Source organism: Burkholderia sp. 8Y (assembly GCF_902506145.1).
Lineage (GTDB): Bacteria > Pseudomonadota > Gammaproteobacteria > Burkholderiales > Burkholderiaceae > Caballeronia.
Map to the genome: position 1 here is coordinate 201,320 of NZ_LR733519.1, position 26,921 is coordinate 228,240.

At 65.2% G+C, this 26,921-nt stretch carries 25 protein-coding genes; 17 read left to right on the top strand and 8 right to left on the bottom strand.

Annotated elements, in window-relative coordinates; genetic code table 11:
* The first annotated feature begins 91 nt into the window (after nucleotides 1–91).
* The 4 genes from GV035_RS00885 (at nucleotide 92) to GV035_RS00900 (ending at nucleotide 3,854) form a co-directional block, all read left to right on the top strand.
* The gene (locus tag GV035_RS00885; protein ID WP_159832666.1) at nucleotides 92–751 is read left to right on the top strand and encodes a glutathione S-transferase family protein; all 660 of its coding nucleotides are present in this window, start codon (nucleotides 92–94) and stop codon (nucleotides 749–751) included.
* Between the two features lie 26 nt (nucleotides 752–777).
* On the top strand, nucleotides 778–1,485 hold the full coding sequence (locus tag GV035_RS00890) for a DUF899 family protein (RefSeq protein ID WP_159832667.1): 708 nt from the start codon (nucleotides 778–780) through the stop codon (nucleotides 1,483–1,485).
* 125 nt (nucleotides 1,486–1,610) lie between these two features.
* Entirely contained in the window at nucleotides 1,611–2,702 is a 1,092-nt protein-coding gene (locus GV035_RS29005; RefSeq protein WP_201303880.1) for a septal ring lytic transglycosylase RlpA family protein, read from the top strand.
* Nucleotides 2,703–2,792: 90 nt separating this feature from the next.
* Nucleotides 2,793–3,854: a phytoene/squalene synthase family protein gene (locus GV035_RS00900; RefSeq protein WP_159832668.1), complete on the top strand. Its 1,062-nt coding sequence runs from the start codon at nucleotides 2,793–2,795 to the stop codon at nucleotides 3,852–3,854.
* Here GV035_RS00900 and GV035_RS00905 read toward each other — a convergent pair.
* The gene (locus GV035_RS00905) at nucleotides 3,832–4,653 is read right to left on the bottom strand and encodes a LysR substrate-binding domain-containing protein (protein ID WP_159834898.1); all 822 of its coding nucleotides are present in this window, start codon (nucleotides 4,651–4,653) and stop codon (nucleotides 3,832–3,834) included. The genes GV035_RS00900 and GV035_RS00905 overlap by 23 nt on opposite strands.
* A 135-nt stretch (nucleotides 4,654–4,788) precedes the next feature.
* Between GV035_RS00905 and GV035_RS00910 the strand changes: the two genes are divergently transcribed.
* From GV035_RS00910 to GV035_RS00925, 4 genes are all read left to right on the top strand, one after another.
* Nucleotides 4,789–5,658, top strand: coding sequence for an alpha/beta fold hydrolase (locus GV035_RS00910; protein ID WP_159832669.1), 870 nt, complete (start codon nucleotides 4,789–4,791; stop codon nucleotides 5,656–5,658).
* A 144-nt stretch (nucleotides 5,659–5,802) separates the two neighbouring features.
* Complete coding sequence (locus GV035_RS00915; protein ID WP_159832670.1) at nucleotides 5,803–6,195, top strand: hypothetical protein; 393 nt, start codon at nucleotides 5,803–5,805, stop codon at nucleotides 6,193–6,195.
* Between the two features lie 169 nt (nucleotides 6,196–6,364).
* Nucleotides 6,365–7,267 (top strand): fructose bisphosphate aldolase, encoded by a 903-nt coding sequence (locus GV035_RS00920; RefSeq protein WP_236572375.1) that lies wholly within the window; start codon nucleotides 6,365–6,367, stop codon nucleotides 7,265–7,267.
* 255 nt (nucleotides 7,268–7,522) lie between these two features.
* Entirely contained in the window at nucleotides 7,523–7,747 is a 225-nt protein-coding gene (locus tag GV035_RS00925) for a hypothetical protein (protein WP_159832672.1), read from the top strand.
* A 24-nt stretch (nucleotides 7,748–7,771) separates the two neighbouring features.
* Here the strand turns inward: GV035_RS00925 and GV035_RS00930 are convergent, their stop codons facing one another.
* Nucleotides 7,772–8,713, bottom strand: coding sequence for a LysR family transcriptional regulator (locus GV035_RS00930; RefSeq protein ID WP_159832673.1), 942 nt, complete (start codon nucleotides 8,711–8,713; stop codon nucleotides 7,772–7,774).
* Between the two features lie 112 nt (nucleotides 8,714–8,825).
* Between GV035_RS00930 and GV035_RS00935 the strand changes: the two genes are divergently transcribed.
* The 7 genes from GV035_RS00935 to GV035_RS00965 all read left to right on the top strand — a co-directional run bounded on the left by GV035_RS00935 (nucleotide 8,826) and on the right by GV035_RS00965 (nucleotide 16,231).
* A complete protein-coding gene (locus tag GV035_RS00935; protein ID WP_159832674.1) occupies nucleotides 8,826–10,337 on the top strand; it encodes a CoA-acylating methylmalonate-semialdehyde dehydrogenase in 1,512 nt (503 codons plus the stop codon).
* Between the two features lie 138 nt (nucleotides 10,338–10,475).
* Nucleotides 10,476–11,600, top strand: a complete 1,125-nt coding sequence (locus GV035_RS00940; RefSeq protein ID WP_159832675.1) for an NAD(P)H-dependent flavin oxidoreductase — start codon at nucleotides 10,476–10,478, stop codon at nucleotides 11,598–11,600.
* Between the two features lie 88 nt (nucleotides 11,601–11,688).
* Nucleotides 11,689–12,663, top strand: a complete 975-nt coding sequence (locus GV035_RS00945; RefSeq protein ID WP_159832676.1) for a TauD/TfdA dioxygenase family protein — start codon at nucleotides 11,689–11,691, stop codon at nucleotides 12,661–12,663.
* 42 nt (nucleotides 12,664–12,705) lie between these two features.
* Nucleotides 12,706–13,782 (top strand): ABC transporter substrate-binding protein, encoded by a 1,077-nt coding sequence (locus tag GV035_RS00950; RefSeq protein WP_159832677.1) that lies wholly within the window; start codon nucleotides 12,706–12,708, stop codon nucleotides 13,780–13,782.
* A gap of 27 nt (nucleotides 13,783–13,809) precedes the next feature.
* Nucleotides 13,810–14,637, top strand: a complete 828-nt coding sequence (locus GV035_RS00955) for an ABC transporter permease (protein WP_159832678.1) — start codon at nucleotides 13,810–13,812, stop codon at nucleotides 14,635–14,637.
* A 9-nt stretch (nucleotides 14,638–14,646) separates the two neighbouring features.
* Nucleotides 14,647–15,450, top strand: coding sequence for an ABC transporter permease (locus tag GV035_RS00960; RefSeq protein ID WP_159832679.1), 804 nt, complete (start codon nucleotides 14,647–14,649; stop codon nucleotides 15,448–15,450).
* Between the two features lie 13 nt (nucleotides 15,451–15,463).
* Nucleotides 15,464–16,231, top strand: coding sequence for an ABC transporter ATP-binding protein (locus tag GV035_RS00965; protein ID WP_159832680.1), 768 nt, complete (start codon nucleotides 15,464–15,466; stop codon nucleotides 16,229–16,231).
* A 2-nt stretch (nucleotides 16,232–16,233) separates the two neighbouring features.
* Here the strand turns inward: GV035_RS00965 and GV035_RS00970 are convergent, their stop codons facing one another.
* From GV035_RS00970 to GV035_RS00995, 6 genes are all read right to left on the bottom strand, one after another.
* Nucleotides 16,234–18,552: a penicillin-binding protein 1A gene (locus GV035_RS00970; protein ID WP_236572524.1), complete on the bottom strand. Its 2,319-nt coding sequence runs from the start codon at nucleotides 18,550–18,552 to the stop codon at nucleotides 16,234–16,236.
* 132 nt (nucleotides 18,553–18,684) lie between these two features.
* Nucleotides 18,685–19,026 carry a zinc ribbon domain-containing protein YjdM gene (locus GV035_RS00975; protein WP_159832682.1) on the bottom strand — a complete coding sequence of 114 codons (342 nt, stop codon included), beginning with the start codon at nucleotides 19,024–19,026 and terminating at the stop codon, nucleotides 18,685–18,687.
* Nucleotides 19,027–19,112: 86 nt separating this feature from the next.
* Complete coding sequence (gene treF / locus GV035_RS00980) at nucleotides 19,113–20,885, bottom strand: alpha,alpha-trehalase TreF (protein WP_159832683.1); 1,773 nt, start codon at nucleotides 20,883–20,885, stop codon at nucleotides 19,113–19,115.
* A gap of 88 nt (nucleotides 20,886–20,973) precedes the next feature.
* Nucleotides 20,974–22,437 carry an efflux transporter outer membrane subunit gene (locus GV035_RS00985; protein WP_159832684.1) on the bottom strand — a complete coding sequence of 488 codons (1,464 nt, stop codon included), beginning with the start codon at nucleotides 22,435–22,437 and terminating at the stop codon, nucleotides 20,974–20,976.
* Between the two features lie 19 nt (nucleotides 22,438–22,456).
* The gene (locus GV035_RS00990; RefSeq protein ID WP_159832685.1) at nucleotides 22,457–24,034 is read right to left on the bottom strand and encodes an MDR family MFS transporter; all 1,578 of its coding nucleotides are present in this window, start codon (nucleotides 24,032–24,034) and stop codon (nucleotides 22,457–22,459) included.
* Nucleotides 24,027–25,172, bottom strand: coding sequence for an HlyD family secretion protein (locus GV035_RS00995; protein WP_159832686.1), 1,146 nt, complete (start codon nucleotides 25,170–25,172; stop codon nucleotides 24,027–24,029). Before GV035_RS00995 ends, GV035_RS00990 begins: the two co-directional genes overlap by 8 nt.
* Nucleotides 25,173–25,337: 165 nt before the next feature.
* Here GV035_RS00995 and GV035_RS01000 point away from each other — a divergent pair, with 165 nt between their 5' ends.
* The gene (locus tag GV035_RS01000) at nucleotides 25,338–25,991 is read left to right on the top strand and encodes a TetR/AcrR family transcriptional regulator (RefSeq protein ID WP_159832687.1); all 654 of its coding nucleotides are present in this window, start codon (nucleotides 25,338–25,340) and stop codon (nucleotides 25,989–25,991) included.
* 185 nt (nucleotides 25,992–26,176) lie between these two features.
* A complete protein-coding gene (locus tag GV035_RS01005) occupies nucleotides 26,177–26,905 on the top strand; it encodes a GlcG/HbpS family heme-binding protein (RefSeq protein ID WP_159832688.1) in 729 nt (242 codons plus the stop codon).
* The last annotated feature ends 16 nt before the right edge of the window (nucleotides 26,906–26,921 follow it).

Genomic DNA, 26,921 nt, shown 5'->3' on the forward strand with positions numbered 1-26,921 from the left:
GTCGATTTGCCGTCACGCCGCTCGTCGTCGCTATACCGGCCATGCATCGCGCCGTCCACTTGTTTCACATTTCAACGCGGAGTCCGTCCCGATGAGCCTGATCCTCTACGCACATCCCTTTTCGTCCTATTGTCAGAAGGCGCTGATTGCGCTCTACGAAAACGCCACGCCCTTTGCATGGCGGCCGCTCACGCCCGACGCGCCGCAGTCCATGCGCGAACTCATCGAAATGTGGCCGATCCGGAAATTTCCCGTGCTCGTGGACGGCGGCAAGCCGGTCATGGAAGCGACGGTCATCATCGAATATCTGGACGTGTTCTATCCCGGCCCCGTGCGTCTCATTCCGGACGATCCGCGCGCCGCGCTGGAAGTGCGCTGGATGGACCGCTTCTTCGACAACTACGTTGCCACGCCGCAGCAAAAGATCGTCTTCGACTGCATGCGCGCCGAGAACGAACGCGATCCGCGCGGCGTCGCCGATGCCCGCGCGATGCTCGACACGTCCTACGCGTATCTCGATCGCGTGATGGCGAACCGCGAATGGGCCGCGGGCGATGCCTTCAGCCTCGCCGACTGCGCCGCCGCGCCGTTCCTGTTCTACGCGGACTGGACGCATCGGATCGGCGACGCGTATCCGAAAGTGATCGCGTATCGCAAGCGGCTGCTCGCGCGGCCTTCGTTCGCGCGGGCGGTCGACGAGGCGCGGCCGTATCGGCCGCTCTTTCCGCTCGGCGCGCCGGACCGCGATTGAGCCGATCTCAACCAAGGAGAAGGAGCATGACATCAGCGACGACACCCGTTGCGGCGGCCGAATTGGCCAGCCGCGCGACGATGCGGTTCCCGAACGAAAGCGCCGAATACCGCCGGGCGCGCACCGCGTTGCTCGCGGAGGAGATCGAGTTGCGGCGGCACATCGAACTCGTCGCGCAGATGCGGCGCGCGCTGCCGCCCGGCGGCGAAGTGACGGGCGATTTCCGCTTCGAAGGCGAGGGCGGTGTCGTCGATATGGCCGGTCTTTTCGGCGACAAAGGGACGCTCGTGACGTATAGCTACATGTTCGGCCCGCAACGCGAGCGGCCGTGTCCCATGTGCACGTCGCTGCTATCGGCGTGGGAAGGGGAAGCGCGCGACATCGAACAGCGCGTGGCGCTCGCCGTGATCGCGCGCTCGCCGCTGCAAAGGCTCGTCGCGTTCAAGAAGGCGCGCGGCTGGCGCGATCTGAAGCTCTATTCCGACACGAACGGCAACTTCAGCCGCGATTACCACGCTGTGTCGACAGACGGCGGCGACGAGCCGGCGCTCAACGTCTTCACGCGGCGCGACGGCGTGATCCGTCATTTCTGGAGCGGCGAAATGGACTTTGCGACAGCCGATCCCGGCGAAGATCCGCGCGGCGCGCCGGACCCGATGCCGCTCTGGACCGTGCTCGACATGACGCCGGAAGGGCGCGGCACGGACTGGTATCCGAAGCTGGACTACGTTTGAGGTCGGACGGGCGTTTTCTGTCAAGTTGAGTCATTTCTGCGCGATGCGGGTCAACTGCGCGGGCGAGGCGGCGTTATGGGCGAGCCGGTTTCGGATGAACCGGCGTTACATGGAGAAGCTCGCTCATGGTCGCAAAGGCATGGATTCGCCGCTCGCGCGTGGCCGGTGTCGCATCGGTCGGCGCGTGGGTGCTGCTGAGCGGCTGCGCGGCGCATCGGCCCGCGGCCGCAACGCCGCCGCCGCAGAAAAAACCGCAAGAGGAAAGCGCGCCGGCGGCATCGGCGCCTGATAGCGCGTCGGGGGCGGTGGATGCGCCGTCGTCGTCGCCTGCACCCTCGGCCGGCGATGCATCGGCTGCGTTCCGGCAAGTCGGCGAGGCATCGTATTACAGCCACAAGTTTCAGGGCCGTCGCACCGCGAGCGGCGAGCGGTACGACATGCACGCGCTCACGGCGGCGCATCGGACGCTGCCGCTCGGCTCGTACGTGCGCGTGAGCAACATGTCGGCAACGAAGTCGGTCGTCGTGCGAATCAACGATCGCGGCCCATTCGTGAAGACGCGCGTGATCGACCTTTCGTTCGCCGCCGCGAGCGTGCTCGGCCTGCAACAGGCGGGACGCGCGCGGGTCGTGCTCGAACCGGTGACGCCCGTGGCGTTGAAGCTTGCATCGACGCGCGGGGAGCCGGCGCATGCATCGACGGCGCTCGCATCGAACCGCGCGGAGCCGGTGCGCGCATCGCTCACGCTCGCATCGACCGGCGCGGAACCGGCGCACGCATCGACCGGCGGGGAGCCGACGCTCGCATCGCCCACGCTTGCATCCACCCGCGCCGCGCTGTCGCACGCATCGCCCACGTACTCATCGGCCGCACTCGCAACGCCCACGCTCGCATCGATCCACGCCGAGCCGTCGCCTGCATCGCCGACGCTCGCATCGACCGGCGCGGAGCTGACGCTTGCATCGGCGCGCGCCGAGCCGTCGCACGCGGAGCCGACGCTCGCATCGACCCGCGCCGAGCCGTCGCACGCATCGCCCCCGCTTGCATCGACCCGCGCCGCGCCGACGCACGCATCGACGCACGCCCGGCCAGCACACGCATCCCCGCCACACACCGCACCGGGCCGGACCCGGATTCGCCATGCAAAGACGGCGGTCAAGCCGGTCACACTGCATCTCTCGCACGCCCGGCATCGCACGGCGGCGCACAAGCACTAGCGCAACGAATGCACGAGCGAACGCACCCGGACGGATACAATGCGGCGGCGCGCACGGCCGCGCGCCTCGCCGAGTCATCCGATCCGACACATGAACCCATCACCCCGCGCGTTTCTGCTTGGCCCGTTACTGAAGCGCGTCTCCCGGTCTTTCTATCTGACGCTGCGCATTCTGCCGCCCGGCATGCGCGATCCCATCGGACTCGCGTATCTGCTCGCGCGTGCCGCCGATACCATCGCGGATACGTCGCTCGTTTTGCCCGGGCGGCGTCTCGATCTGCTGCTGTCGCTGCGCGCGCAGGTCAACGGCGAGCCGGAGGACGGCGCGCTGGCACGCATCGAAAGTGAAGTGGCGGGGCAGCAGGCGCAACCCGACGAACGCACGCTGCTGCAATCGCTCGGCGCGGCGCTCGCAATCCTGCGCGAGCTGAACGCCGCCGACCGCGCCGCCGTGCGCGATATCGTCACGACGCTGACGACCGGCATGGAATTCGATCTGCGCACGTTCCCCGACGAAACATCCGGCCAGGTCATCGCGCTGCAACGCTTCGACGAACTAGACCGCTACACGTATCTCGTCGCGGGATGCGTCGGCGAGTTCTGGACGAAAATGACCTACGCGCATAGCCCAGGCACGCTGAAAGCCGCGCCCGACGCGATGCTCTCGCGCGGCGTGGGCTTCGGACAAGCGTTGCAGATGACAAACGTGCTGCGCGATTGCGCCCGCGACTTGCGCATCGGCCGATGCTATCTGCCCGCCGAGATGCTCGCGCGTCACGGTCTGACGCCAGCCGATCTGCTCGACGCAGGCGCGTCGGCGCGTGCGCGGCCCGTGCTTGCCGATCTGCTGCACACGACGCTCTCGCTGTATCGCGACGCGCTCGATTACACAGTGGCGATTCCCGCGAGCGCGGTGCGGCTGCGGCTCGCGTGCCTGTGGCCGATCATGATCGGCCTCGACACGCTGGCGCTGCTCGCGCGTAACGACGCGTGGCTCGACCCCGCGCGCGTCTCGAAGATTCGACGCAACGACGTCTATCGCATCATGGCTGCGTCGCTGCCGCTCGTCGCGTCGAACGCGTTGCTGCGCGCGTGGGCGTCGCGGCGCGTGGGCGCCATCGAAGCGGAACTCAGCGCCGCAACTCGGCGATGATGCGTTCCGCGAGGAAATCGCACGGCGGACGCCTCGACGCCGCACTGCGCGCGAGCACCACTTCCAGCGCCGCGATTTCCGGCAGGCCGTGCGCCTGCCCGAGCAGCGTGAAGCGCGACGGCACCGCGCACTTCGCGAGCGGCGCGACGGCGAGTCCGGCTTCGACCATCGTCAGAAGACCGAGCAGGCTCGGACTTTCGTAAGACGTGCGATAGCCGATGCGCGCCCGCTCCAGACTGTGAATGGCGTTCTCGCGCGCGACGCTGCCCGGCAGAAACACCGCGATCGGCAACGGCCGTTCGCGCCAGATTTCGTTGGCGCTCGGCGCGGCGGCCCAGACCATCGGCTCGTGGCGCAGGAATTCGCCCGTGATGCCCTTGATGCGCGTCGCGCAGACGAGATCGACCGCGCCGTCTTTCAGCATGGGCGCGAGCGCGGCGCTCGGCAGCCCGACGACCTGAATCTCGACTTTCGGATACGTCGCAGAGAACTTCTTGAGAATCGGCGGAAACAGCGACGACGCGTAGTCGTCCGGCACGCCGATCACCACGCGCCCGGTCACGTCCGGCCGCACGACCGCCGCCCACGCCTCGTCGCGCAGCGCGATCATGCGGCGCGCGTAGGTCAGCAGCACTTCGCCGTCCTGCGTGGGAACGACGCTGCGCGGCTTGCGCACGAAAAGCGCCTTGCCGAGCGCGGTTTCCAGCGTCTTGATCTGCATGCTCACAGCCGACTGCGAGCGATGCACCAATTCCGCCGCGCGGCTGATGCTGCCGGTATCGGCGACGGCGACGATCATCGCGAGGACATCGAGGTCGAGGGCTTTCACGTCAGAAGGTCGGCGTTTGTATCAGAAAATCCGAACGATTCTATCAATATTATGCGATTTTCTTTTGCATCGGCGCGGAGCATAGTGCAGGAAAGGAGCAAACCGATGAACGCGCGTACCGATCCCGCCGTGCTGGCCGCAGTGCAAACCCTGCCCGAACCGTCTTTCGCGACGGTCGCCTCGGGCATCTCGGTGCCTTACGTCGAATGCGGCGAAGGCGAGCCGTTACTGTTCGTTCACGGTTCCCTCTGCGATTTCCGCTGGTGGAATGCGCAGCTTGCGCCGCTTGGCGAGCACTTTCGCTGCATCGCGCCGAGCCTGAGCCACTACTGGCCCGCCGTCGATGCGTACGTGCAGGGCGAATTCGGCTGGGAAGCGCACGTCGCGGAAATGGCCGAATTCATCGCCGCGCTGGATCTGGCGCCCGTGCATCTCGTTGGGCATTCGCGCGGCGGATGCATCGCGTTTCATCTGGCGCGCGAGTATCCGCGGCTCGTGAAGACGCTGACACTCGCCGACCCCGGCGGTCCGCTGCAAACGTCGGCGCAGGCCACGCCCGCCGCGCTTCCACCCGCGGCGAACGCGCTGCGCACCCGCGTCGCGGAACTGATCGAAGCAGGCGAATTCGACGCCGGCCTCGAAATGTTCGTCGATTCGGTCAGCATGCCCGGCTTCTGGCGCAAGAGCACGGAGAGCTTCCGGCGAATGGCGCTCGACAACGCGCTCACGCTGCCCAAGCAATTTCGCGATCCGCTGCCCGCCTACACGCGGGAGGCGGCGCGGGACATCAAGTGCCGCACGCTGCTGATCGACGGGCAGAAGAGTCCGCGCATGTTCCGCAACAACGTCGACAAACTCGAAGAATGGATCGAATTCGCGCAACGCGAGACAATCGCGGGGGCATCGCACGGGATGAATGTGGCCAGTCCCGGCGCATTCAATCGCGCGGTGCGGGCGTTCGCGGCGGCGTGGTGAGGCGGCCGGAACGAACGGTCATGCGGGAAAACGACGCCCGCGCGTCTCGTCGTACTTTTTGTGTCGCTTGTTGTGACATGACAACGGAGAACGCGCGGCGCTCGGGCTAACATCGTCGGCACCTCATTGCCAACAGAGGCATGTGTGAGCACGGGCCACGACGATCTCGCCGCATGGAAACGCCAGCGCACCGTCACGCTGGCGCTGGAACTGGCCGATAGCGGCCGCTACGAGAACTTCGCCGATATCGCCTACGCGCTGCAATTCGAGCATGGAATGGCGATGGCGCAGGCGCTCATCGACCATCCGGAGATGCGCCGCCAACTGAACGAGCGATGCGCCAACGCGCGCGAGGCGCGGGTTCCGCAAGCGCCCGAAGCGCCCGAAGTGCCTCAGGAGGCAGAAACGCCCGAATCGGCCCCGGCGCAGCCCGCCGCGCCCTCCCTTCTTCGCCGCGCCGCCACGGCGCTCCGGCGAGCAGGCGCGCCCACGACCGAGCCGGTCGCTGCCGGCGACCTGAACTCCGCCGCTTCCTGATCCGATCTGCCGCGACTCGCGCGCCAATGAGGCGCCAGGATGGCTGCAACGCCGGGGAAATGGCGGATTTGCACGAGAAAGCCACGCCTCAAAACCTTTAAACTTGAAGGAGTTGAACCAGAAGCCCGGACCGTGCTTGCACGCTCCGGTGTTTGAACTTTGAGGAGAGATGTTCGTGGCTAACGAAAAGATGCTGGCGCAGATGGCGGAAAAGCAGGGTTTCATCGCCGCTCTGGATCAAAGCGGCGGTTCGACGCCCGGCGCGCTGCGCCAATACGGAATCGCAGACGACGCCTATAACGGCGACGCCGAAATGTTCAAGTTGATGCACGACATGCGCGTTCGCATCATGACCGCGCCCGCCTTCACGGGCGAGAAGGTGATCGGCGCGATTCTGTTCGAGCGCACGATGGACGGCGAAGCCGAAGGCAAGTCGGTGCCCACGTTCCTGTGGGAAGACCGCGGCGTCGTGCCGTTTCTGAAGGTCGACAAGGGTCTCGAAACCGAAGCCGACGGCGTCCAGAGGATGAAGCCGATTCCCGGCCTCGACGCGCTGTTGCAGCGCGCCGCCAAACTCGGCGTGTTCGGCACGAAGATGCGCTCGGTGATTCATCAGGCGAACGAGAAGGGCATCGCGGCGGTCGCGCAGCAGCAGTTCGAAGTGGGCGCGCAGATCATCGCGCAGGGTCTCGTGCCGATTCTCGAACCGGAAGTCTCGATCAAGAGCCCGGACAAGAAAGGCGCGGAAAAAATTCTGCGCGACGAGTTGCTCAAGGGCCTCGACGCGCTGCCGGAATCGAGCAACGTGATGATCAAGCTCACCATTCCGGACGAAGCCGATTTCTATCGGCCGCTGATCGAGCATCCGCGCGTCGTGCGCGTGGTCGCGCTGTCGGGCGGTTATTCGCGCACGGACGCGTGCAAGCGTCTCGCCGAAAACCACGGCATGATCGCGAGCTTCTCGCGCGCGCTGATCAACGAGCTGAAGAAGTCGATGAGCGACAGCGAATTCAACGCGACGCTCGCGGAGTCCATCAACGAGATCTATGAGGCATCAGTGCAGAAGGTTTGAACATCGACATCGGCTGATTGCTGAAACGAAAACGCGCTCCTTCGTGGGCGCGTTTTTTTTTGTGAGGGCCAGGCATTCAGCGCCGTGAGCAATCGTTCGTATTATTAACTGGGGTTTGCCGTCGTTGTGCGGCCAATGGTCCGTCCCTATACTTCAATATATGGGACGCGAAGTGCGGGATGCGCGCCATCTCGTCCGCTTGCGGTCGTCACTTGTCACGGCACCGCGTGCCGAACCATTATCGACGCCCTCATCATGAACGATCTTGCCTGGAACCTGTTCTTTCTGGTGTCCTCACTATCGGCCGTCGCGCTGCTCTCGTGCACGATCACGACTTATCTGGACCTGTGGCAGCTTCACGACGCCGATACGCGCGGCGAAGATCGCGCACGCTTTGGCGTTCTGCGCTCGACGTGGTTTTTCTATGCGAGCGCGTGCACGTGCCTGATGTCGGTGGCGTGTCTGCTGTATGTGACGTGAACCTCTATGCGCGCCGAACGCGCATCAAAGCGGAAAGCCGCCTGCGAAAGCCTCGCGCAAATAGCCGATGAACAGCGCGACGGCGCGCGGCACGTGCGTCGCATAAGGCCGCACGACGTAGAGTTGATCCGCGAACGCGCCCACGGGCCGCCAGTCCGGCAGCAGCACGATGAGCTTGCCCGCCTGCACCGCCGCTTGCGCAGTGAAATCCGGCAATAGCGCGATACCGAGATCGTCGAGCGCCGCATCGCGCAGCAATTCGCTGTTATTGGCGGAGAACGCGCCGTTGATCGCGAGCGTGAAGGGTCCCGCCGTCGTCTTGCGCGCGCCCTTGCGCACGAACGACCAGATGCTCGCCGCCTGCGTGCGCGGATAGTACAGACAGTCGTGCACGGCGAGATCGCCGGGCGTGGCGGGCGTGCCGCGCCGCCGCAGATAGGCGCGCGTCGCGACGATCACCGAATGCGTATCGCACAGCTTCCACGCGACATGCGTTTCCGGCGCCTGCGCGCTGTGGCGAATGGCCAGATCGAAGCCTTCGGTTGCAATCGACGTCAGCCGGTCGGATGCCTCCAGTTGCACGCGCACTTCCGGATGCGCGTGCAGAAAGCCCGCCAGCTTCGGCACGATCTGCTGCCGCGCGAACGCCACCGGCGCCGTCATACGAATGAGGCCGCGCGCCACGCCCGCCATCTCCCGCACGCTCGAAAAACTCGTCGCGATCTGCGCGTATTGCGCGCGCGTATCGTCGACGAGCCGGCGGCCGGCTTCCGTGAAGCGCACGCTGCGCGTCGTGCGCGTGACGAGCGGCACGCCCGCCGCGCGCTCCAGCTCCGCGATGCGCTGGCTCATCGCCGCCTTGCTGACGCCGAGCCGCGCCGCCGCCGCCGTGTAGCTGCCTTGTTCGGCAAGCACCGTGAGCCAGTGAAGATGCGTCCAGAGCGCCTCGATCTTTTGCTCGTCCATGCGCGGATTGTTTGCCGTAGTGAACAACGAATTCAATCATAGCGCCTTTGCACCGCGCGAATCGCTTCCTAAACTGGTGACATTGCCGAAACGTTCGGAACCAGGAGACAAAATGCAAGCCTTCAACGATACCGCCGATGTCGTTCACTTCATTCACGGCGCGCGCGTGAGCGGCTTGGGCACACGCTCGCAGCCCATCTTCAATCCCGCGACCGGCGAGCGTCCGCGCAAGCTCGTGCTGGGCGAAGCAGCCGACGTTGAAGCGGCGGTGCAGAGCGCGAAGGCCGCGTTTCCCGCGTGGCGCGACACGCCGCCCCTGCGCCGCGCGCGCATCATGCTGCGTTTTCTCGAGCTGATGAATCAGCACCGCGACGAACTCGCCGCGATCATCACGGCCGAGCACGGCAAGGTCTTCTCGGATGCGCAGGGCGAAGTGACGCGCGGCATCGAAGTCATCGAATTTGCGTGCGGCATTCCGCAACTGCTGAAGGGCGACTTCACGGAACAGGTCTCCACGGGCATGGATAACTGGACGCTGCGCCAGCCGCTTGGCATCGTCGCGGGCATCACGCCGTTCAACTTTCCGTGCATGGTGCCGTGCTGGATGTTCCCGGTCGCGATTGCAACGGGCAACGCATTCATCCTGAAGCCGAGCGAGCGCGATCCGTCGGCGTCGCTCTTCATGGCCAATCTGCTGAAGAAAGCGGGCTTGCCCGACGGCATCTTCAACGTTGTTCAGGGCGACAAGATCGTCGTCGATGCGCTGCTCGAACATCCCGATGTTCGCGCGATCAGCTTCGTCGGCTCGACGCCTATCGCGAACTACATCTACGAGACCGGTGCGAAGCACGGCAAGCGCGTGCAGGCGCTCGGCGGCGCGAAGAATCATATGGTCGTGATGCCGGATGCCGACATCGACCAGGCTGTCGATGCGCTGATCGGCGCGGCGTACGGCTCCGCCGGCGAACGCTGCATGGCGATTTCTGTCGCCGTGCTGGTAGGCGATGTCGCCGACAAGATCGTGCCGCGCCTGGCCGAACGCGCCCGTCAGCTCGTCGTGAAGAACGGCATGGAGCAGGACGCGGAAATGGGCCCGATCGTCACACGCGCCGCGCTGGAACGCATCGAGGGTTATATCGCGATGGGCGTGGATGAAGGCGCGCAGTTGGTCGTCGACGGACGCGGCCTCAAAGTGCCGGGCCACGAAGACGGCTTCTTCACGGGCGGCACGCTGTTCGATCACGTGACGCGCGACATGCGTATCTACAAGGAAGAAATCTTCGGGCCGGTGCTCGCGTGCGTGCGCGCGAAGGACTTCAGCGAAGCGGTGGATCTCGTCAACGCGCACGAGTTCGGCAATGGCGTCGCGTGCTATACGCGCGACGGACACGTCGCCCGCGAGTTCGGCCGACGCATCGAAGTGGGCATGGTGGGCGTCAACGTGCCGATTCCGGTGCCGATGGCATGGCACGGCTTCGGCGGCTGGAAGCGTTCGCTTTTCGGCGACACGCATGCTTACGGCGAGGAAGGCGTGCGCTTCTATACGAAGCAGAAGTCGATCATGCAGCGTTGGCCCGAAAGCACCGAAAAGGGCGCGGAATTTGTGATGCCGACCGCGAAGTAATACTTGAGTGCATGAACACAACGCCCGCTTGTTCCACTGGAATAAGCGGGCGTTGTGCTGTTCGGCGTGCCGGTTGACCACGTTCGCGCAAGCGGTCAAGATGCATCGGCACCCTTAAGCCTTCGGGAGGACATCCACATGACCCAGCAGACCAGGCGCAACACATTGATGCCCTTGCTCGGCATCACGAAGCCTATCATTCAGGCGCCGATGGCAGGCGTCAGCACGCCCGCGCTCGCGGCGGCCGTATCGAATGCGGGCGGGCTCGGCTCGCTCGGCGTCGGCGCGATGAACGCAGAAAGCGCGCGCAACGTGATCCGCGAAACGCGCGCGCTGACCGACAAGCCGTTCAACATCAACGTGTTTTGTCATCGTCCGGCGCAAGCGAAGGAGGCGGTCGAGAAAGCGTGGATCGACTGGCTTGCGCCGCTCTTCGCGCAATACGACGCGAAGCCGCCGCAAAAGCTCGGCGAAATCTATACGAGCTTCGTGGTCGATGAAGCCATGCTGAAGGTCTTCGTCGAAGAGAAACCCGCTATCGTCAGCTTTCATTTCGGACTACCATCTAAACAGTATGTCGATGCGTTGCGCGGGGCCGGCATCACGCTGATGGCCGCAGTGACGAATCTGCGCGAAGCGGAGCAGGTCGCCGCTGCGGGCATGGATGCGATCATCGCGCAGGGTATCGAAGCAGGCGGGCATCGCGGCGTCTTCGATACCGAAGCCGACGACGACCGCATCGGCACCTTCGCGCTTACGCGCCTGATCGCGCGCCAGTTCGATCTGCCGGTGATCGCGGCGGGCGGCATCATGGACGGCGCGGGCATCGCGGCGGCGCTCGCGCTCGGCGCGCAGGCGGCGCAATTGGGCACAGCGTTCGTGCCTTGCAAGGAGACGTCGATCGACGCCGGTTTTCGCCGCGCCATCCTGAGCGATGCCGCGAACCGCACCACGTTCACCGCCGCGATCTCGGGCCGCGTCGCGCGTGGCATCGTCAACAAGTTCACGGAGCTGGGACGCAGCGCGGGCGCACCGCCGAACCCTGATTATCCGATCACCTACGACGCTGGAAAGGCGCTGCACGCGGCGGCGAAGGCGAAAGGCGAGTTCGGCTACGGCGCGCAATGGGCGGGCCAGGCTGCGGCGCTCGCACGCGAACTGCCCGCAGCCGAACTCATGGTGCAACTGGTCGCTGAACTGGAAGAGAGCATCGGCGGGCTGCAGGAGTACGCACAAGCTTTGCGCATGACGTCCACGCTGTAAAGCTAAGTCGAAACGCTTCGTTGGTCGGGCCGTGAGGAGATGCTTCAATGTTTTCTCCCAGCCGAAACCACGATCAACGGAGCCTTCGATGTCCTCTACCGTCTCGCTCGCCAACGAATCCTCCACCGACAGCAATCACGACACCGGTGCCGACGCCGCTCGCCAGCCGGCCACGTCACACGAGCCGTTTCACGTTCGTCCGATAGGCGGGCGCATCGGTGCGGAAGTGCGCGGCGTGACACTATCGCCGGATCTCGACGATGCCGCCGTCAGCGCGATCAACGCGGCGCTGCTTCAGCACAAGGTGCTGTTCTTCCGCGGCCAGTCGCATCTCGACGACGCCGCCCAAGAAGCCTTTGCCGCGCGCTTCGGCGAGACGGTCGCGCATCCGACGGTGCCTTCGCTTTCCAGCGGCAGCCGCCTGCTCGAACTGGACTCGAAGCATGGCGCGCGCGCGAACTCGTGGCACACGGATGTCACGTTCGTGGATGCCTACCCGAAAATTTCGATTCTTCGCGGCGTGGTGATTCCGCCCGCTGGCGGCGACACCGTGTGGGCCAACACGGCCACCGCGTACCAGCACTTGCCGCAAGCCTTGCGCGAACTCGCCGACGGCTTGTGGGCGCTGCATTCGAACGCCTACGATTACGCCGCCGCGCGGAATACGCCGGACACCGAAGCGGACCGCGCGTACCGTCAGCAGTTCACCTCGACGCTGTATGAGACCGAGCATCCGGTGGTGCGCGTGCATCCGGAGACGGGCGAGCGCAGCCTCGTGCTCGGCCACTTCGTGCAGCGTTTCACCGGTCTGTCGCAGCGCGATTCGGACCGGCTGCTCGCGCTCTTTCAGGATCACGTCACGCGTCTGGAGAACACGGTGCGCTGGCGCTGGACGCAGGGCGACGTCGCCATCTGGGACAACCGCGCGACGCAGCACTATGCGGTGAACGATTACGGCGACGCGCATCGCGTGGTGAGGCGCGCGACCGTGCACGGCGATGTCCCGGTGGGCATCGACGGACGCGCGAGCCGCATCGTCAAGCGCGAAACGCGCACGCATTGAATCGATCCATCAGCGACGCCCCTGTCTACCAGCAATCAAGCGATGAAATCGAACACAACTTTCCGTGTCATCACACGCAGTCTGGCCGCGTTGTTCAGCGCGACACTTCTATACGCCGCGCACGCGGCGGAACCGCAGGTGGTGCGTATCGGCGTCGCCCAGCAAGGCATGGGCGATCCCCCGACGTTCGGCGGATCGCCTGCCGCGACCGCGCAATTGCAGCATCGCGTGGAAGAAGCATTGAAGCCCGAGCATATCGATGTGCAATGGCTCTTCTTCAAGGGCGCGGGCCCCGCCGTGAACGAGGCGCTCGCGAACAAGCAGGTCGACTTCGCGTATCAGGGCGATCTGCCCTCGGTGCTCGGACGCGCCAACGGGCTCAAGACGCATCTCTTGCTTGCATCGAACGTACGCACCGGGATTTATCTCGCAGTGCCGCCCGACTCGGACATCAAGGGCGTGAAGGATCTGAAGGGAAAGCGCGTCGGAGTATTTCGGGGTACGAATCTTCAGCTCGTCACCGACAACGTGCTCAAGGAAAACGGCATGACCGAGCGCGATCTCCGCGTCATCAACCTCGATACGGCGGCGGCGCAAGCGGCGCTCGCATCGAAGGGCGTGGATGCGGTGTTCCTCGACTATTCGCTGTTCAAGCTGCAACGTCAGGGCCTGGCGAAGATCATCTATGCATCGCGCGATGGCGGCTTGCAGCTCACGCGACAGGCGCATCTCCTCGTGCTCGACGACTTCGAGCGCGCGCATCCCGATACGGTGCAGAAAGTGGTGACATCGGTGGTGCAGGCGGCGCAATGGTCGTCGGACGAATCGAACCGTGACGCGCTCTTCGCGCTGTGGGCGAAAAGCGGCGTGCCGGCGCAATCGTGGCAGGCCGAGTATGCGAACCAGCCCTTGAAGGACCGCATGTCGCCGCTCATCGATCCGTTTCTCGTCGCACGTTATCAGGCCGTCGCCGACGACGCGCTGCACCTCGGTCTGATTCGTCAGCCCGTCAGCGTCAACGGATGGTTCGAGCCGAAGTATCTCGATCAGGCCATCAAGTCGCTCAAGCTCGATGGCTACTGGCCGCGCTTCGATGCGTCGGGCAAGCCGCAGGCGTGACGCTCAACCCTCACGGAGAATCGGCTCATGGCCAATACACTGTCCCGCGCGTTGCTCACGACTGAGCGCGCCGCCACCCGCACGCCGGGCTTGCAGACGTTGCGCACGGTCGGCTGGACCGCGCTTCCCTGGCTTCTGCCCGTTTTGTGCGCGCTCTTGTGGGTGCTCGGTTCGCGCTATGGCTGGATATCCGCGCAGGTCTTGCCGCCGCCCGCGCTCGTCTTCGAGACGCTCGGCGCGCTCGCAAAAAGCGGCGAATTGTGGACGCATCTTGCCGCGAGCCTCTCGCGCGTGGCGGTCGGGTTCTTCGGCGGCGTGGCGCTCGGCGCGGTGCTGGGTGCGGCGCTCGGTCTGTCTCGATCGCTCGAAGCGTATGTCCTTCCGAGCTTCAACGCGATCGTGCAGGTGCCCGTGCTCGGATGGCTGCCGTTTCTGATGATCGTCGTCGGCATCGGCGAGCCGCTGAAGTATCTGCTGATCGGTCATGCGGCGCTCGTGCCGGTCACGCTCAGCACGTTGCAAGGATTTCGCAGCACGCCGCCCGCGCTGCGGGAGGTCGCGTCGGTCTATCGCTATTCGCGCTGGCAAAGCATCGTGCACGTCACGTTGCCCGCCGCCATTCCGATGATCGGCACCGGCGTGCGCCTCGCGTTCACGAAGGCGTGGCTCACGCTCGTCGTGGTCGAACTCGTGGCGTCGTCGGAAGGGCTCGGGTATCTGATCGTGTACGGTCGCCAGCTCTTTCAACTCGATCTCGTGCTTGCCTCGGTGCTGATCGTGGGCGCGATCGGCTTCATCGCGGACCGTTCGCTCGCGGCGCTGGAGCGCAAGCTCGACCGCGCGAACGCGGCCTAAGGAGCCAATATGTCGACACTGGAACTCGAAGCCGGAACCCTGAACAAGCGGCGCGCGACCGGTTCGCAACGCTGGCGCGGCTTCGTGCTGCCGCTCGCCGGGCTCGCGCTCTGGTGGCTCGTGTCGCGTCACGCGCAGCCGGGCCACGGCGTCATGGTCTCGCCTGCGCAAGTGCTGCAAACTGCGCTGGAGCAGGCACGAAGCGGCGCGCTCGCGCGTGCGTTGTCTGCATCGCTTGCACGGGAATTGACGGGCTTTGCGATCGGCACGACGCTCGGTCTCGCGCTGGGCGCGCTGCTCGGCGTCTCGCGGCTTGCGAATCGCGCGATAGCACCGAGCTTCGACACGTTCAAGCAAGTGTCGCTGTTCGCGTGGATTCCGCTGATCTCCGTGTGGTTCGGTCTGGGCGATGTCGCGAAAGTCGTGTTCCTTTCGCTTGCAGCGCTCGTGCCGGTCGTCGTGCATACGAGCGATGGCATTCGCGCCGTGCCGCCGCAATGGGTGGAAGTCGCCCGCACGTTCGGCTACGGCCGCCTGCAAACGCTCGCGCATGTGGTGTTGCCCGCCGCGTTGCCCTCCATCTTCACGGGCATTTACCTCGCGCTCATCTATTCGTGGCTCGCCACGCTCGGCGCGGAGTATCTGCTCGTGGCGGGCAGCGGCATCGGCAATACGCTCGTGGACGGCAGCGAGCAGTTTCGGATGGATCTCGTCCTGTTCGGCGTGATCGTGGTCGGGATAACGGGGTGGGCGCTCAATGCGCTCGCCCGCGCGATACAGCGGCGATGGTTCGAATCGTCGCACCATGTTTGAGGAGAAGAAGCGGATGGCAACGATAGCAACGCAGGACGGCAGCCTCGCCTTGCGGCACGTGAGCAAGCGTTTTGCCGGCGACGACACCGCGCCCGTGCTGGAACGGATCGACCTGAACGTGCGATGCGGCGAGTTCGTGAGCATCGTAGGCGCCAGTGGATGCGGAAAATCGACGCTGTTGCGGCTCGTCGCGGGACTCGACGACGCATTCGAAGGCGAGATCGAGTTCGACGGCGCGCGGGTCGTTTCGACGGATCTTTCGCGCGGCATCGTGTTTCAGGATCATCGGCTGTTCCCGTGGCTCGATGTCGAACAGAACGTGGCCGTGGCGCTGCGCAACGCGCGCTTGTCGAAGAGCGAGAAGGCCCGCGCGGTGGCCGAGCACATCGCGCTCGTCGGGCTGTGCGGGTATGAGCGGCACTATCCGCATCAACTGTCCGGCGGCATGGCGCAGCGTGTGGCGATCGCGCGTGGTCTCGTGAACCGGCCGCGCCTCTTGCTGCTCGATGAACCGTTCGGCGCGCTCGATGCGCTCACGCGTGCGCGCATGCAGGACGAACTTCAGCGCATCTGGGCCGCCGAGCGGATCACGATGGTTCTCGTCACGCACGATGTCGAGGAAGCCGTGCTGCTCGCGGATCGCGTCGTGGTGATGCAGGCGCGGCCGGGGCGCATCGCCGACGTGATCGCTGTGGACGTGCCGCGTCCGCGTTCACGCACCGACGCGCGACTTGCGCGGCTGAAGGACGATATCGTCGCCGGGTTCTTCTCCGAAGCCTGAAATCAGGGCTCGCTGGCTGAAGCCGCCACCGGCGCTTCGCTCGCCGCCACACCGGGCGACGCGGGCAAGAGCGGCGGTACGGCGGGGAGCATCGGAGGTTGGGGCGGCGTTTCCGTCACCTCCGCCACGGGTTCCGCCGGCGTCCGCTTCACGCGCGCGGGTTTCTGCGCCGCCGTCTGAGCCGCCTTTGCCGCATCCGGCGCGGGCTTTTTCGAGAACGCTTCGTCGATCCACGCGCGCAGCCGCGCGATCCTCGTCTGCCACGCGCTCGGCGGCGCCTGCATGTCGAAGCGTGCGCGCGAGTCGATCAGACGCGAGCGCAACGCGCGCTGCACGAAGTCGCCGACCATCGGCAAGGCGCTATGCGCGCCCTGGCCCCAGTAGTCGCTGCGCAGCGTCACGCGGCTGTCGTTGAAGCCGACCCACGCGCCCGCCACGAGTTGCGGATGCATCAGGATGAACCAGCCGTCCGCGTTGTCCTGCGTCGTGCCCGTCTTGCCCGCCACATCGCCGCGAATGCCGAAGCGCGTGCGAATAGCGGTGCCGGTGCCGCGATTCACGACATCGCGCATGACGTCGACGAGCTTGTGCGTCGCATCGATCGACAGCGCGCGCTCCGGCGTGCTCTCGAATTGCGCGAGCACATCGCCCTTTTTGTTCTCGATGCGCGTGACGAGCAGCGGCTCCATGTAGTTGCCGTTATCGGCGATGGTGCCGTACGCCGAGACCATCTCCTTCAGCGTCACCGGACTCGTGCCGAGCGCGAGCGATGGCACGATATCGAGTCGACTCTCGCGCACGCCCATGTCCCGCGCGAGCCGCGCGACGCGCGCCGGCCCGACCGACTGCATCAGTTGGGCGGTGATGCGGTTCTTCGAGAACGCGATGCCGTCGCGCAGGCTCACCGGGCGGCCGCTCGGCGGCGCTTCGTCCGTGGGATGCCACGTCTCGCTGCCGTTCACCGGAATGGTCACATCCTGATCGATGAACGTGTCCGTCGGCATCGCGCCGCGCTCGAATGCCGCGCCGTAGACGAACGGCTTGAACGTCGAGCCCGGCTGGCGGCGCGCTTGTTGCACGTGATCGAACGGGTCCTGCGTGAAGTCGCGGCTGCCGACCCATGCCTTGATCTGTCCGTTGCGCGGATCGAGCGCGAGGAACGCAGCCTGCACGCGCGTCTTGTTCTCGCAGACGTTTCGCATGAGCGCGCGATCCGCCATCAGATGCTTGACGGCGTCCGCATCCGTCGCGCCCGTGTCGCGGGCGGCGCGGTATTCGCTCGTCTCGCGCACGAACGCGCGCACCAGATCGGCGTCGGCGTTGGCGCAGCCGCCATGCGCGCCCCACGCGGCGTTGGCGATCGACTGCAATTGATTGCCCTGCCACGTCAGCGCCTGCGTGGCCATCGCCTGAAGGCGCGAATCGATGGTCGTGCGAACGACGAGGCCGTCCGAATAGATATTGAAGTCGTGGTCGTCGGCCCACGCGATCAGCCACTTGCGCAACTGCTGCGCGAAATGCGGCGCGCGTCCCGGCTCTTCGGTCTGCCGCTCGAAGTCGATGCGCAGCGGCCGCTTCGTGAGCGCGTCGAGTTTCGCGGGCGCCAGATGCCCGAAGCGCACCATCTGCCCGAGCACGATGTTGCGCCGGTCGAGCGCGCGTTCGGGATTGATCACCGGGTTGTAATAGCTGTTGCCCTTCAGCATGCCGATCAGCGTCGCGCTTTCGAGCACGTCGAGCTGGCCCGCCGACTTGCCGAAGTACGTGCGCGCGGCCATTTCGATGCCGTATGCGTTATAGAGAAACGGCACCGTGTTCAGATACGTTTCGAGAATCTCGTCCTTCGAATAGACGGCTTCGATCTTGAACGCGGTAATCGCCTCCTTGAGCTTGCGCGTGAGGGTCTGCGAGCGGCCAATTTCATCGGGATACAGATTGCGCGCGAGTTGCTGCGTGAGCGTCGATCCGCCCTGGCGATCGCCCGAAAACGTGTGCAGCGCCGCCGAAGCCGTGCGCCGCCAGTCGATGCCATGATGCGCGTAGAAACGCCGGTCTTCCGTCGAGATGAGCGCGTCGATGACGTACGGCGAGACCTGCTTGATACTCACCCATTCGCGATGCGTCGGCTTGAACTCGGCCAGCAGCTTGCCATCGGCGGACAGAATTTGCGCGGGCTGATCGACCTTGGCCTTGCGGATATCGCTGATGCCGGGCGTGAACGGAATCAGCACGAGCACATAGAGCGCGAAAAGCGCCGGCAGCAGGAGCAGCGTGCGCGGCCGGACGTGCGGACGCAGCCGGGCCGCGAGACGGGTGAGCATCGCGCGGGCGATGACTTTGAATTCGGACGCAGTCAAGACGAAACGGCGGGGCGGGGCGTGGAAAAGACGCATCGTAACGCATCTTTACAATGCGCTTGCCGCTTGGTTGCCGCTTGGCCGCCGCTCGAATGTTCAGGCTTTGCGCACGAACTCCGATTTCAGGATCATCGCGCCGAAGCCGTCGATCTTGCAATCGATGTCGTGATCGCCATCGACGAGGCGAATATTCTTAACCTTCGTCCCCATCTTGATGACGCCGCCGGAACCTTTCAGCTTCAGATCCTTGATGGCCGTGACGGTGTCGCCGTCACTCAGGACGTTGCCCGCCGAGTCGCGATAGACCTTCGCCAACGCTTCGGCGGCCGTGTCGGCGTTCGCCTGCCATTCGTGCGCGCACTCGGGGCAGATAAGCGTGCCGCCGTCTTCGTACGTGAGGTCGGAATGGCATTGCGGGCAAGGGGGAAATGCGTTCATCGGTTGTCCTTCGGGCCGTGCGTGGCGCAAAAGCGCGTGAGTATAGCGCCGCGCACGGTCCCGAATTCCTACGATCCGACGCGGGCTTATTGGCCGCTCGGCGTCGGTGTCAGCCGATGCGTATTCTTCGACGCCTTCGCCGCCGATGCCGCCGCGTCCGCGACGCCGGCCGCGCCCGAGGGCACGTCGACCGGACGCGTGCTCGCGCCCGCCGCCGACGGATACATGACCATCAGCGTGCGCAACACGCCGTTGGTCCAGCCGAAGCCGTCCTGAAGCGGATACTCGCCGCCGCCCGCCGCAGTCGATCCCGCCTTCGCATCGACGTCGTATTTCTCGACGAGCTTGCCGGTGTGCTGGTAATACGCGACGTTCGTCTGAATCCAGCGTTCGGCAATCTGCCGTGCGAGCGCGGACTCGCCATAGCGGCGCAGCCCCATGACCGCGAGATATTGCAGCGGCGCCCATCCGTTCGGCTCGTCCCATTGCTGACCGGAGCGCACGGTCGTGGTCGCGAGGCCGCCCGCGCGCAGTAGTTTGCCGCGAAGGGTCGATGCCACCGCGCTCGCCTGCGCTTTCGTCGCGATGCCCGCGTATAGCGGATACACCGTGGCCGCGCTTAAGCGATGCGTGAGCGCGTGCGCCGCGAGATCGTAATCGCCGAACGCATGCAGTTGCGCATCCCACAAGTGACTGCGGATCGCCTGCGCCCGCGCACGCGCGCGTTGCTCGAAGTCCTCGGCGTGCGCGGCGTCGCCCTTCACGCGATACGCGCGGGCCAGCGTGCGTTCGAGATCGTAGAGCAGCGCGTTCAGATCGACCGGTGCGAGCGACGTGACTTCGACCGTGGCGAGCGACTTGCCGTCCGCGAACCAGCGCGAGCTGAAGTCCCAGCCGGTTTCGCCGCCCGCGCGCAGGTTGCGCCACAGGTCTTCGGGATTGCGCTGCGGCATGTCCCTGGCGGTTTCCACGTCCTCACGATACGACTCGTCGCGCGGCGTGGCGCGGTCGTCCCAATAGCGATTCAGCAACGTGCCGTCGGCAAGCCGCACGACATGCCGATACGCGTCGCCGGGCGCGACCTTGTCCTCGCCGTCCATCCAGTACGCGTACTCCCGCGCGAGTTCGGGCAGATAGCGCAAGTACGCGCTGTCGCCGTCCGTTTCGGCGGCGAGTTGAACCATCTGCGCGAAAAACGGCGGCTGCGAGCGGCTCAGATAGTAGCTTCGGTTGCCGTTCGGAATATGGCCATACCGGTCGATGAGCGTCGCGAAGTTATCCAGCTCGTTTTTCATCAACTCGCGCTGCCCGCTTTGCAGCAGTCCAAGCATGATGAAGTACGAATCCCAGTAGTAGATCTCGTCGAAGCGGTCGCCGGGCACCACATACGCGTACGGCAGCGCCAGCAGCGATGACCACGGGCTCGCGTTCGCATCGGGATTGCGGCGCAGAACGCTCCACAGCGTGTCGATATGCTCCGTCACGCTTTCGTTGGGATCGGACGTGTAGCCCTTTGTCTCGCGTTGCGGCAGCGTGAAGTGGGAGCCGACGAAGCTGGCCAGATCGAACGGCTGCGTGCGGTTCGCGTAGTCGGTCATGACCTGCTGCGGCGAGACAGTCGGCGTCATGTCGGCGAACGTCTTGCTGTCGGGATAGAGATGCGCGAGTTGCACTTCCCGATAAAGCTCGCCGTACAACTCCGAAGGCGGCAGCGGCGACGAGGCGGGTGCGGCTTGCGCCTGCGTCTGGGCTTGCATCTGCGCTTGCGCCACCGTCGCGAAGGCGGCGGCGCTAGCCGCGATCAGCAATGCGCGCGCAAGCGCCTTGATGCGTGTTGCAGGATGATTCGCTCGATGCATTCGATTCTCCGCGTGATGCCGAAAGCACAGGGTTCAAGACCGAACCGCTTTCGCAAGATGCATTCCGCAGAGCAATCGAACGCGTTCCTTACGAATTGGAATTCGTATCCGACGTTGGCTGCCAACCCAGGCCGAGACTCTTTTGCAGCGAGACAAAGTCTTTCAGCAACTCGGCGCGCGCCGCGACCACGTCCTGTTGCGCGGCGAACTGCGTGCGCTGTGCGTCGAGCAAGTCGATCAACGTCGAGACGCCCGCCGTGTAGCGTTGCCGCACGAGCGTTGCCGACCGCTCGGACGACGCCTGCACGTCCTGCAGGCGGACGACATGCTCGCGCTGATTGCCATAACGCGAAAGCGCGGAGTTCGCGTCCTTCAGCGCGGCGAGCACGGTCTTGCCGTAACGCGCCTCGGCTTCGTCACGCGATGCCTTCGCCGCATCGACGCTCGCCGCCGTGCGGCCGAAATCGAGCACATTCCATTGCAGGTACGGCACGCCCAGCCACGAAAAATTTTCCTTGCGGAACAGATGCCCCGGTTCCGACGCCGAGAAACCGATGTCGCCGAGCAGCGAGACCTTCGGGAAATAGTCCGCGATATGCTCGCCGATTTGCGCGTTGCTCGATGCGAGACGCCGCTCCGCCGCGCGAATGTCCGGGCGCTGCTGCAACATCGTCGCGGGATCACCGATCGATACCGACGCGGGCAGCGCGGGCAGCGGCGCGGGCTGCGCGAGTTCGGCATCGAGTGCGCCGGGCGCGCGGCCCGTCAGCACGGCGAGCTGATCGAGCGAATCGGTGATCTGAACTTGCAGCGGCACGAGCGTCGCGCGCGTGGTGTTGACCTGCGTGCTGAGACGCTCGACATCGACTTCGGCTGCCGTGCCGCGTGCCCGCCGCTGCTCGGTCAACGTGAGCATCTGCTGCTGGTATTCAGCGGTGCGCTGCGCGAGCGCGAGGCGTTCCTGCTCGTCGCGCAAGTCGATATAAGCGGACGCGACTTCGGCGGCGAGCGAGACTTGCGTATCCGCGAGATCGGCTTGCACGGCTTCGGCCTCGCCGGATGCCGCTTCGATCGCGCGGCGCGTGCCGCCAAAGAGGTCGATTTCCCACGATGCATCGAAGCCGACGGTGTAGAAGTCCAGCGGGCCGCGACCGCCGGAGCCTCCCGATCCGCCGAGCATCGCCGTGTCGGGCGAGCGCATGCGCACCGCCGCTGCCGACGCCGACGCCTTCGGCAATTCGTTCGCGCGCTCGCCGCGCAGTTGGGAGCGCGCCTGGCGCAAGCGTGCCTGCGCCATCTTCAGGTCGAGATTGTCGGCGAGCGCCGCGTCGATCAACGCGTCGAGCTGCGAGTCGTTCAACGAGCGCCACCATGCCGCCGGCGCATGGGTGGCGAGCACGCCTTCCGATGGCGCGCGCACGAAGGTGCTGCTCTTGATCGACTGCTTGGCGACATCCGGCGCGCCGTGATAGTCGGGTCCGACGGTGCATGCCGCGAGCGCAAGCGCCGCGAGCGGCAGCAGGCGGGTGAAACCAAAGTGAGAACGGGACATCGTGTGAGAATTCATTGCTTCAGTGTCCGGCGGACGGCGCTTCGCCGGGTTTGAACGACGGCGTTTTTAGCAGCATCGCGAGGGGCAGGCATGCGAGCAGCGCAATGGCCAGCACGTAAAACGTTTCGGAGTACGTCATGACGACAGCTTGCTGGCTGATTTGCATCGAGAGCTGTCCGAGCGCCTGCAATTTCGCGTGCGCCATGTCGCCGGTCTGCGCGAAAAAGCCGGCTGCGCTGCTCGCGATCCGCTCCTGTCCGATGACGGAATTCGCCGTGACCGATTCGCGGATTGCTTCCGTATGGAAGTCGTTGCGCCGGTCGATCACGGTGCCGAGAATCGCGAGCCCGACTGAGCCGCCGAGATTGCGCGCCATGTTGTAGAGCCCGGCGGCATCGCCCGATTCTTCACGCGACACCGCAGCCATCGACGCTTGATTCAGCGGCATCATCGCGAGCATCTGGCCGATGCCGCGCAGAATCTGCGACCCGAAGAAGTCGTGTCCAACGCTTTGCGCGGTCAGCGAGATGTCCAGCAGGCAGCTTCCGGCGAAGGCCAGGAGGCCGGCAATCACGAGCACGCGGGAGTCCACCTTGCCGAGCAGGCGCGGCAACACCGGCATCATGAGGAACGCGGGCACGCCGGAAATCAGCATGATCGAGCCGGATTGCAGCGCGTTGTAACCCGCGACGATGCTCAGGAACTGCGGCAGCAGAAACGACACGCTATAGAGACCGGCGCCGACGGCAAAGACAATCAGGATCACGCTCGCGTAGCGCGGATTGCGCAACAGCGAGAGCCGCACGATCGGGCGCTTCGCAACCACCTGCGACACGGCGATCAACATCATGCCGAATGCGGCGATGCACGAGAGCAGCACGATCTCGCTCGACTCGAACCACTGATTGCGCTGGCCTTCCTCCAGCACCACTGTGAGCGAACTCAGACCGATGGCGAGCCCCGCGATGCCGGTCCAATCGGCCTTGAAAAACGCATCCCACTGCGGCTTTTCGGGCGGCAAGCCGGACAGGAGCAGCACGACCAGCGCGACACCCACCGGCAGATTCAGGAAGAAGCACCACGACCACGAGATGTTTTCCGCGAGCCAGCCGCCCACCACGGGCCCCATGAGCGGGCCGACCAGCACGATCAGACCGAAGAGCGTCATGCCCACCGGCATCTGCTCGCGCGGCAGCCGCGTGCGGATGATGGTTTGCGCCGTGGGGATCATCGCGCCGCCGGTGAAGCCTTGACCGATGCGGCCCGCCACCATCATCGGCAGGGAATGGGAAAGGCCGCACATGGCCGAGAACAGCGTGAACAGCACCGCGTTGCCGAGCAGGAAATTGCGCAGCCCGAAGACGCGCGTGAGCCATGCGGCGAGCGGGATCATCACGATCTCCGACATCAGATAGCCGGTGGAGATCCACGTGCCTTCCGTGCCGGTCGCGCCGATTTCGCCCTGAATCTGCGGCAGCGCGGAGTTCGTGATGGAGATATCAAGCGTGGCCATCAACGCGCCGAGCGCGCCGGCGGTCACGGCGATCCAGTCGGTCGCGCTCGCGCGTGCCGGCGCGTTCGCGCTTGCCTCAGTCATGGCGATTCTCGGCTGCGATGCGCTTGCTTTGGTCCGTGGCCGATTTCGTATCGACGTCGACGGTGACTGACAGCCCCGGCAGCAGCACCTCACGCGTCTGCGGCCCCGTATCGATGCGAATTCGCACCGGCACGCGCTGCACGATCTTCGTGAAGTTGCCGGTGGCGTTTTCCGGCGGCAACAGCGCGAACTGCGCGCCGGTGCCCGGTGAGAAACTCTCGACGACGCCGTGCAGATCGGTGCCTTTCAGCGCATCGACATGCAGCGTCGCCGGCTGACCGACGCGCATGCGGCCCACCTGCGTTTCCTTGAAGTTGGCTTCGAGATAGAGGCTCTGGACCGGCACGACCGTCATCAGGCGCGTACCCGGCTGCACATATTGGCCGACGCGCACGCTGCGGTCGCCGACGCGCCCGGCGAGCGGGCTATAGAGCGTGGTGTCGTTGAGATCCAGCTTTGACTGATTCAGTTGCGCGTCCGCCGCTTCCATCTGCGCGCGGGCCTGCACGATCTGCGCTTGCGTTGCGCCGATCTGCGTGGCCGCCGAGCGCGCCGCGGCCAGATTCGCGGCGAGCGTGGCGCGCGCCTGATCGCGTGTGCTCACCAAGCTCGCGAGCCGCTCGGCGGTTTCCGCGCCGGTGGCGACAAGCGGCTGATAGCGGCGCACGTCGTCTTCCGCGTGCGCGAGGCTCACCCGCGACACGTCGGCCTGGGCTTTCGCCTGATCCGCGTTGGCCTGCTGCTGCCTGAGTTCCGCCTCGGCGCGCTGGATGTCGGCGGCGCGCGCATCAAGCGTGGCCTTGGCCTGATCGAGCGATGCCTGATATTGCCGCGTATCGAGCCGCGCGAGCGGTGCGCCCGCCGCGACCGCTTGATTGTCGGCGACGAGCACTTCGGTCACGTAGCCGGCCACTTTCGGCGCGATAGTCACGCTGTCCGCCTGAAGGTACGCGTCGTCCGTCGTTTCGATGAAGCGGCCGACCGTCCACCAGCGCAGTCCCCAAACGAGGCCCGCGACGATCGCGATAATGCCGACGATGATCAGCAGGCGTCGCCGGGACGGTTTACGTTGAGCCGCTTCTCCGCTCGCTTCATTCGATTCGCCGCCGTGAGCAGGCGCAGGCGCTGTAACTGCCATGATTTCTCCAACCTCGATGTGACCGCGAAAAGAATGCGGCCGTAATGAATGCCCGTCCGCACGGCGCGCCGCGAACATGCGGACACTCGCCAAACTAGACGGCATCGTCTAGTATGCACGAATGTAGACGGAGGCGTCTAGTTTGGTTCGACGATTGGAGACACGATGACGAAGCACCACGATCAGGAGCCGCACGCGCCCGAACGCGCGAGCAGCGCGCGGTCGCCCTTGCAGGCGCGAGGCCGCGCGCGCATCGAAGCCGTGCTCGACGCGACAGCCGACCTGATTGTAGAAAAAGGTCTTGCAGGCGTGACCATGCACGGCGTGGCGCGCAGCGCGCAGACGCCGATCGGTTCGATGTACCACTTCTTTCCGGACCGCGAGAGCTTGCTGAGTGCGCTATGGGACCGCCACATCGCGGCGATGGGCGAGATCGACGACGCGCTCGGCCAGATCGATACCGAGACGTGGCGCACGTTGTCGTCGGAGGCCGTCATCGACCGCATCATGACGCCTTACATCACGTACCTCGAACAGAACCCGGACTGCCTCATCCTGATGTCCGTCATGCCGCACGACGACAAGACGAAGCGCGAGCCCGGCACGCTCAGAAAGGTGATCGACATTCGCATGGCGAGCGTGAAACCCGCCGAGCGCGCGCTTTACGTCGACATGCTGCGCGCGCTGGCGAGCGGCTCGCTCGCCATCCGTTTGCGCCCCGCGATGGGCGATGTGCAACTCGCGAAGCGTTACCTGCGTGAGGTCAAGCGGGCGCTCGCGGCCTATCTTGCGGCGGTGGAAGCGTCGGTGTCCGGCTGACTTTCTTCCGATTACAGCGCGCTTTCGGCGTGCTTTGAGGCGACCCGACCGTCAGCGTCCGTTCAGGGTTTACGACGAAGATACAACGTTCGTTCTATTCACTAAGGCATCCTATCTTGTTAGGCAGCGATCAATTTAGTGCTTCACTCGTGTCGTTAAATCGTGAATACGTCGGGAGAATCGCCATGCGCATGATCGCGTCTTACTCGTTGGCCGCCGGAATTTCCATTGCACTCGTGTCGCCGTTCGCTCACGCCTATGGCAACGACGACTATCCGTCGGGACGTTGCATGCTTCCGCAAGGCACCGTGTCGATGGTGGAGAACCAGCTCGCCAAAGTCGTCAATTTGCCTGACCACAACGGCGGCATCTTCAAGCCGAACCGGATGTGGGCCGCCGTCGTGGATCGGGAAGGGCATCTGTGCTCGGTCATCAAGACGGGCGATGCGTGGCCCGGCAGCCGCGCCATCGCCATTGCGAAGGCGTACACGGCGAACGGCTTTTCCAACGATGCCCTCGCGCTTTCCACCGCGAATCTCTATGCGGCCACGCAGCCGGGCGGCTCGCTCTACGGTCTGAACAACTCGAACCCGTTCGACCCGCGCTTTCTCGAGCAGGGAACGGGCATCGGTCATACGCTTGGCGGCGTCATCACATTCGGCGGCGGCGTGGCGCTCTATGCGGGCGGAAAGGTGATCGGCGGTCTGGGCGTGAGCGGCGACAGCGCCTGCGCAGATCACGCCATCGCGTACCGCATGCGCAAGTTGGCCGGGCTCGGCAGCGTCCCGGCGGGTCAGGGGCCGAATAACACCGACAACATCATCTATTCGACAGGCGCATCGCCAATCGGCTTCGAGCATCCACACTGCTTTCCGACCGATCTGAGCCCCGCCGCCATCGAGTCCGCGCGCTGAAGCGCATCGCTTAACG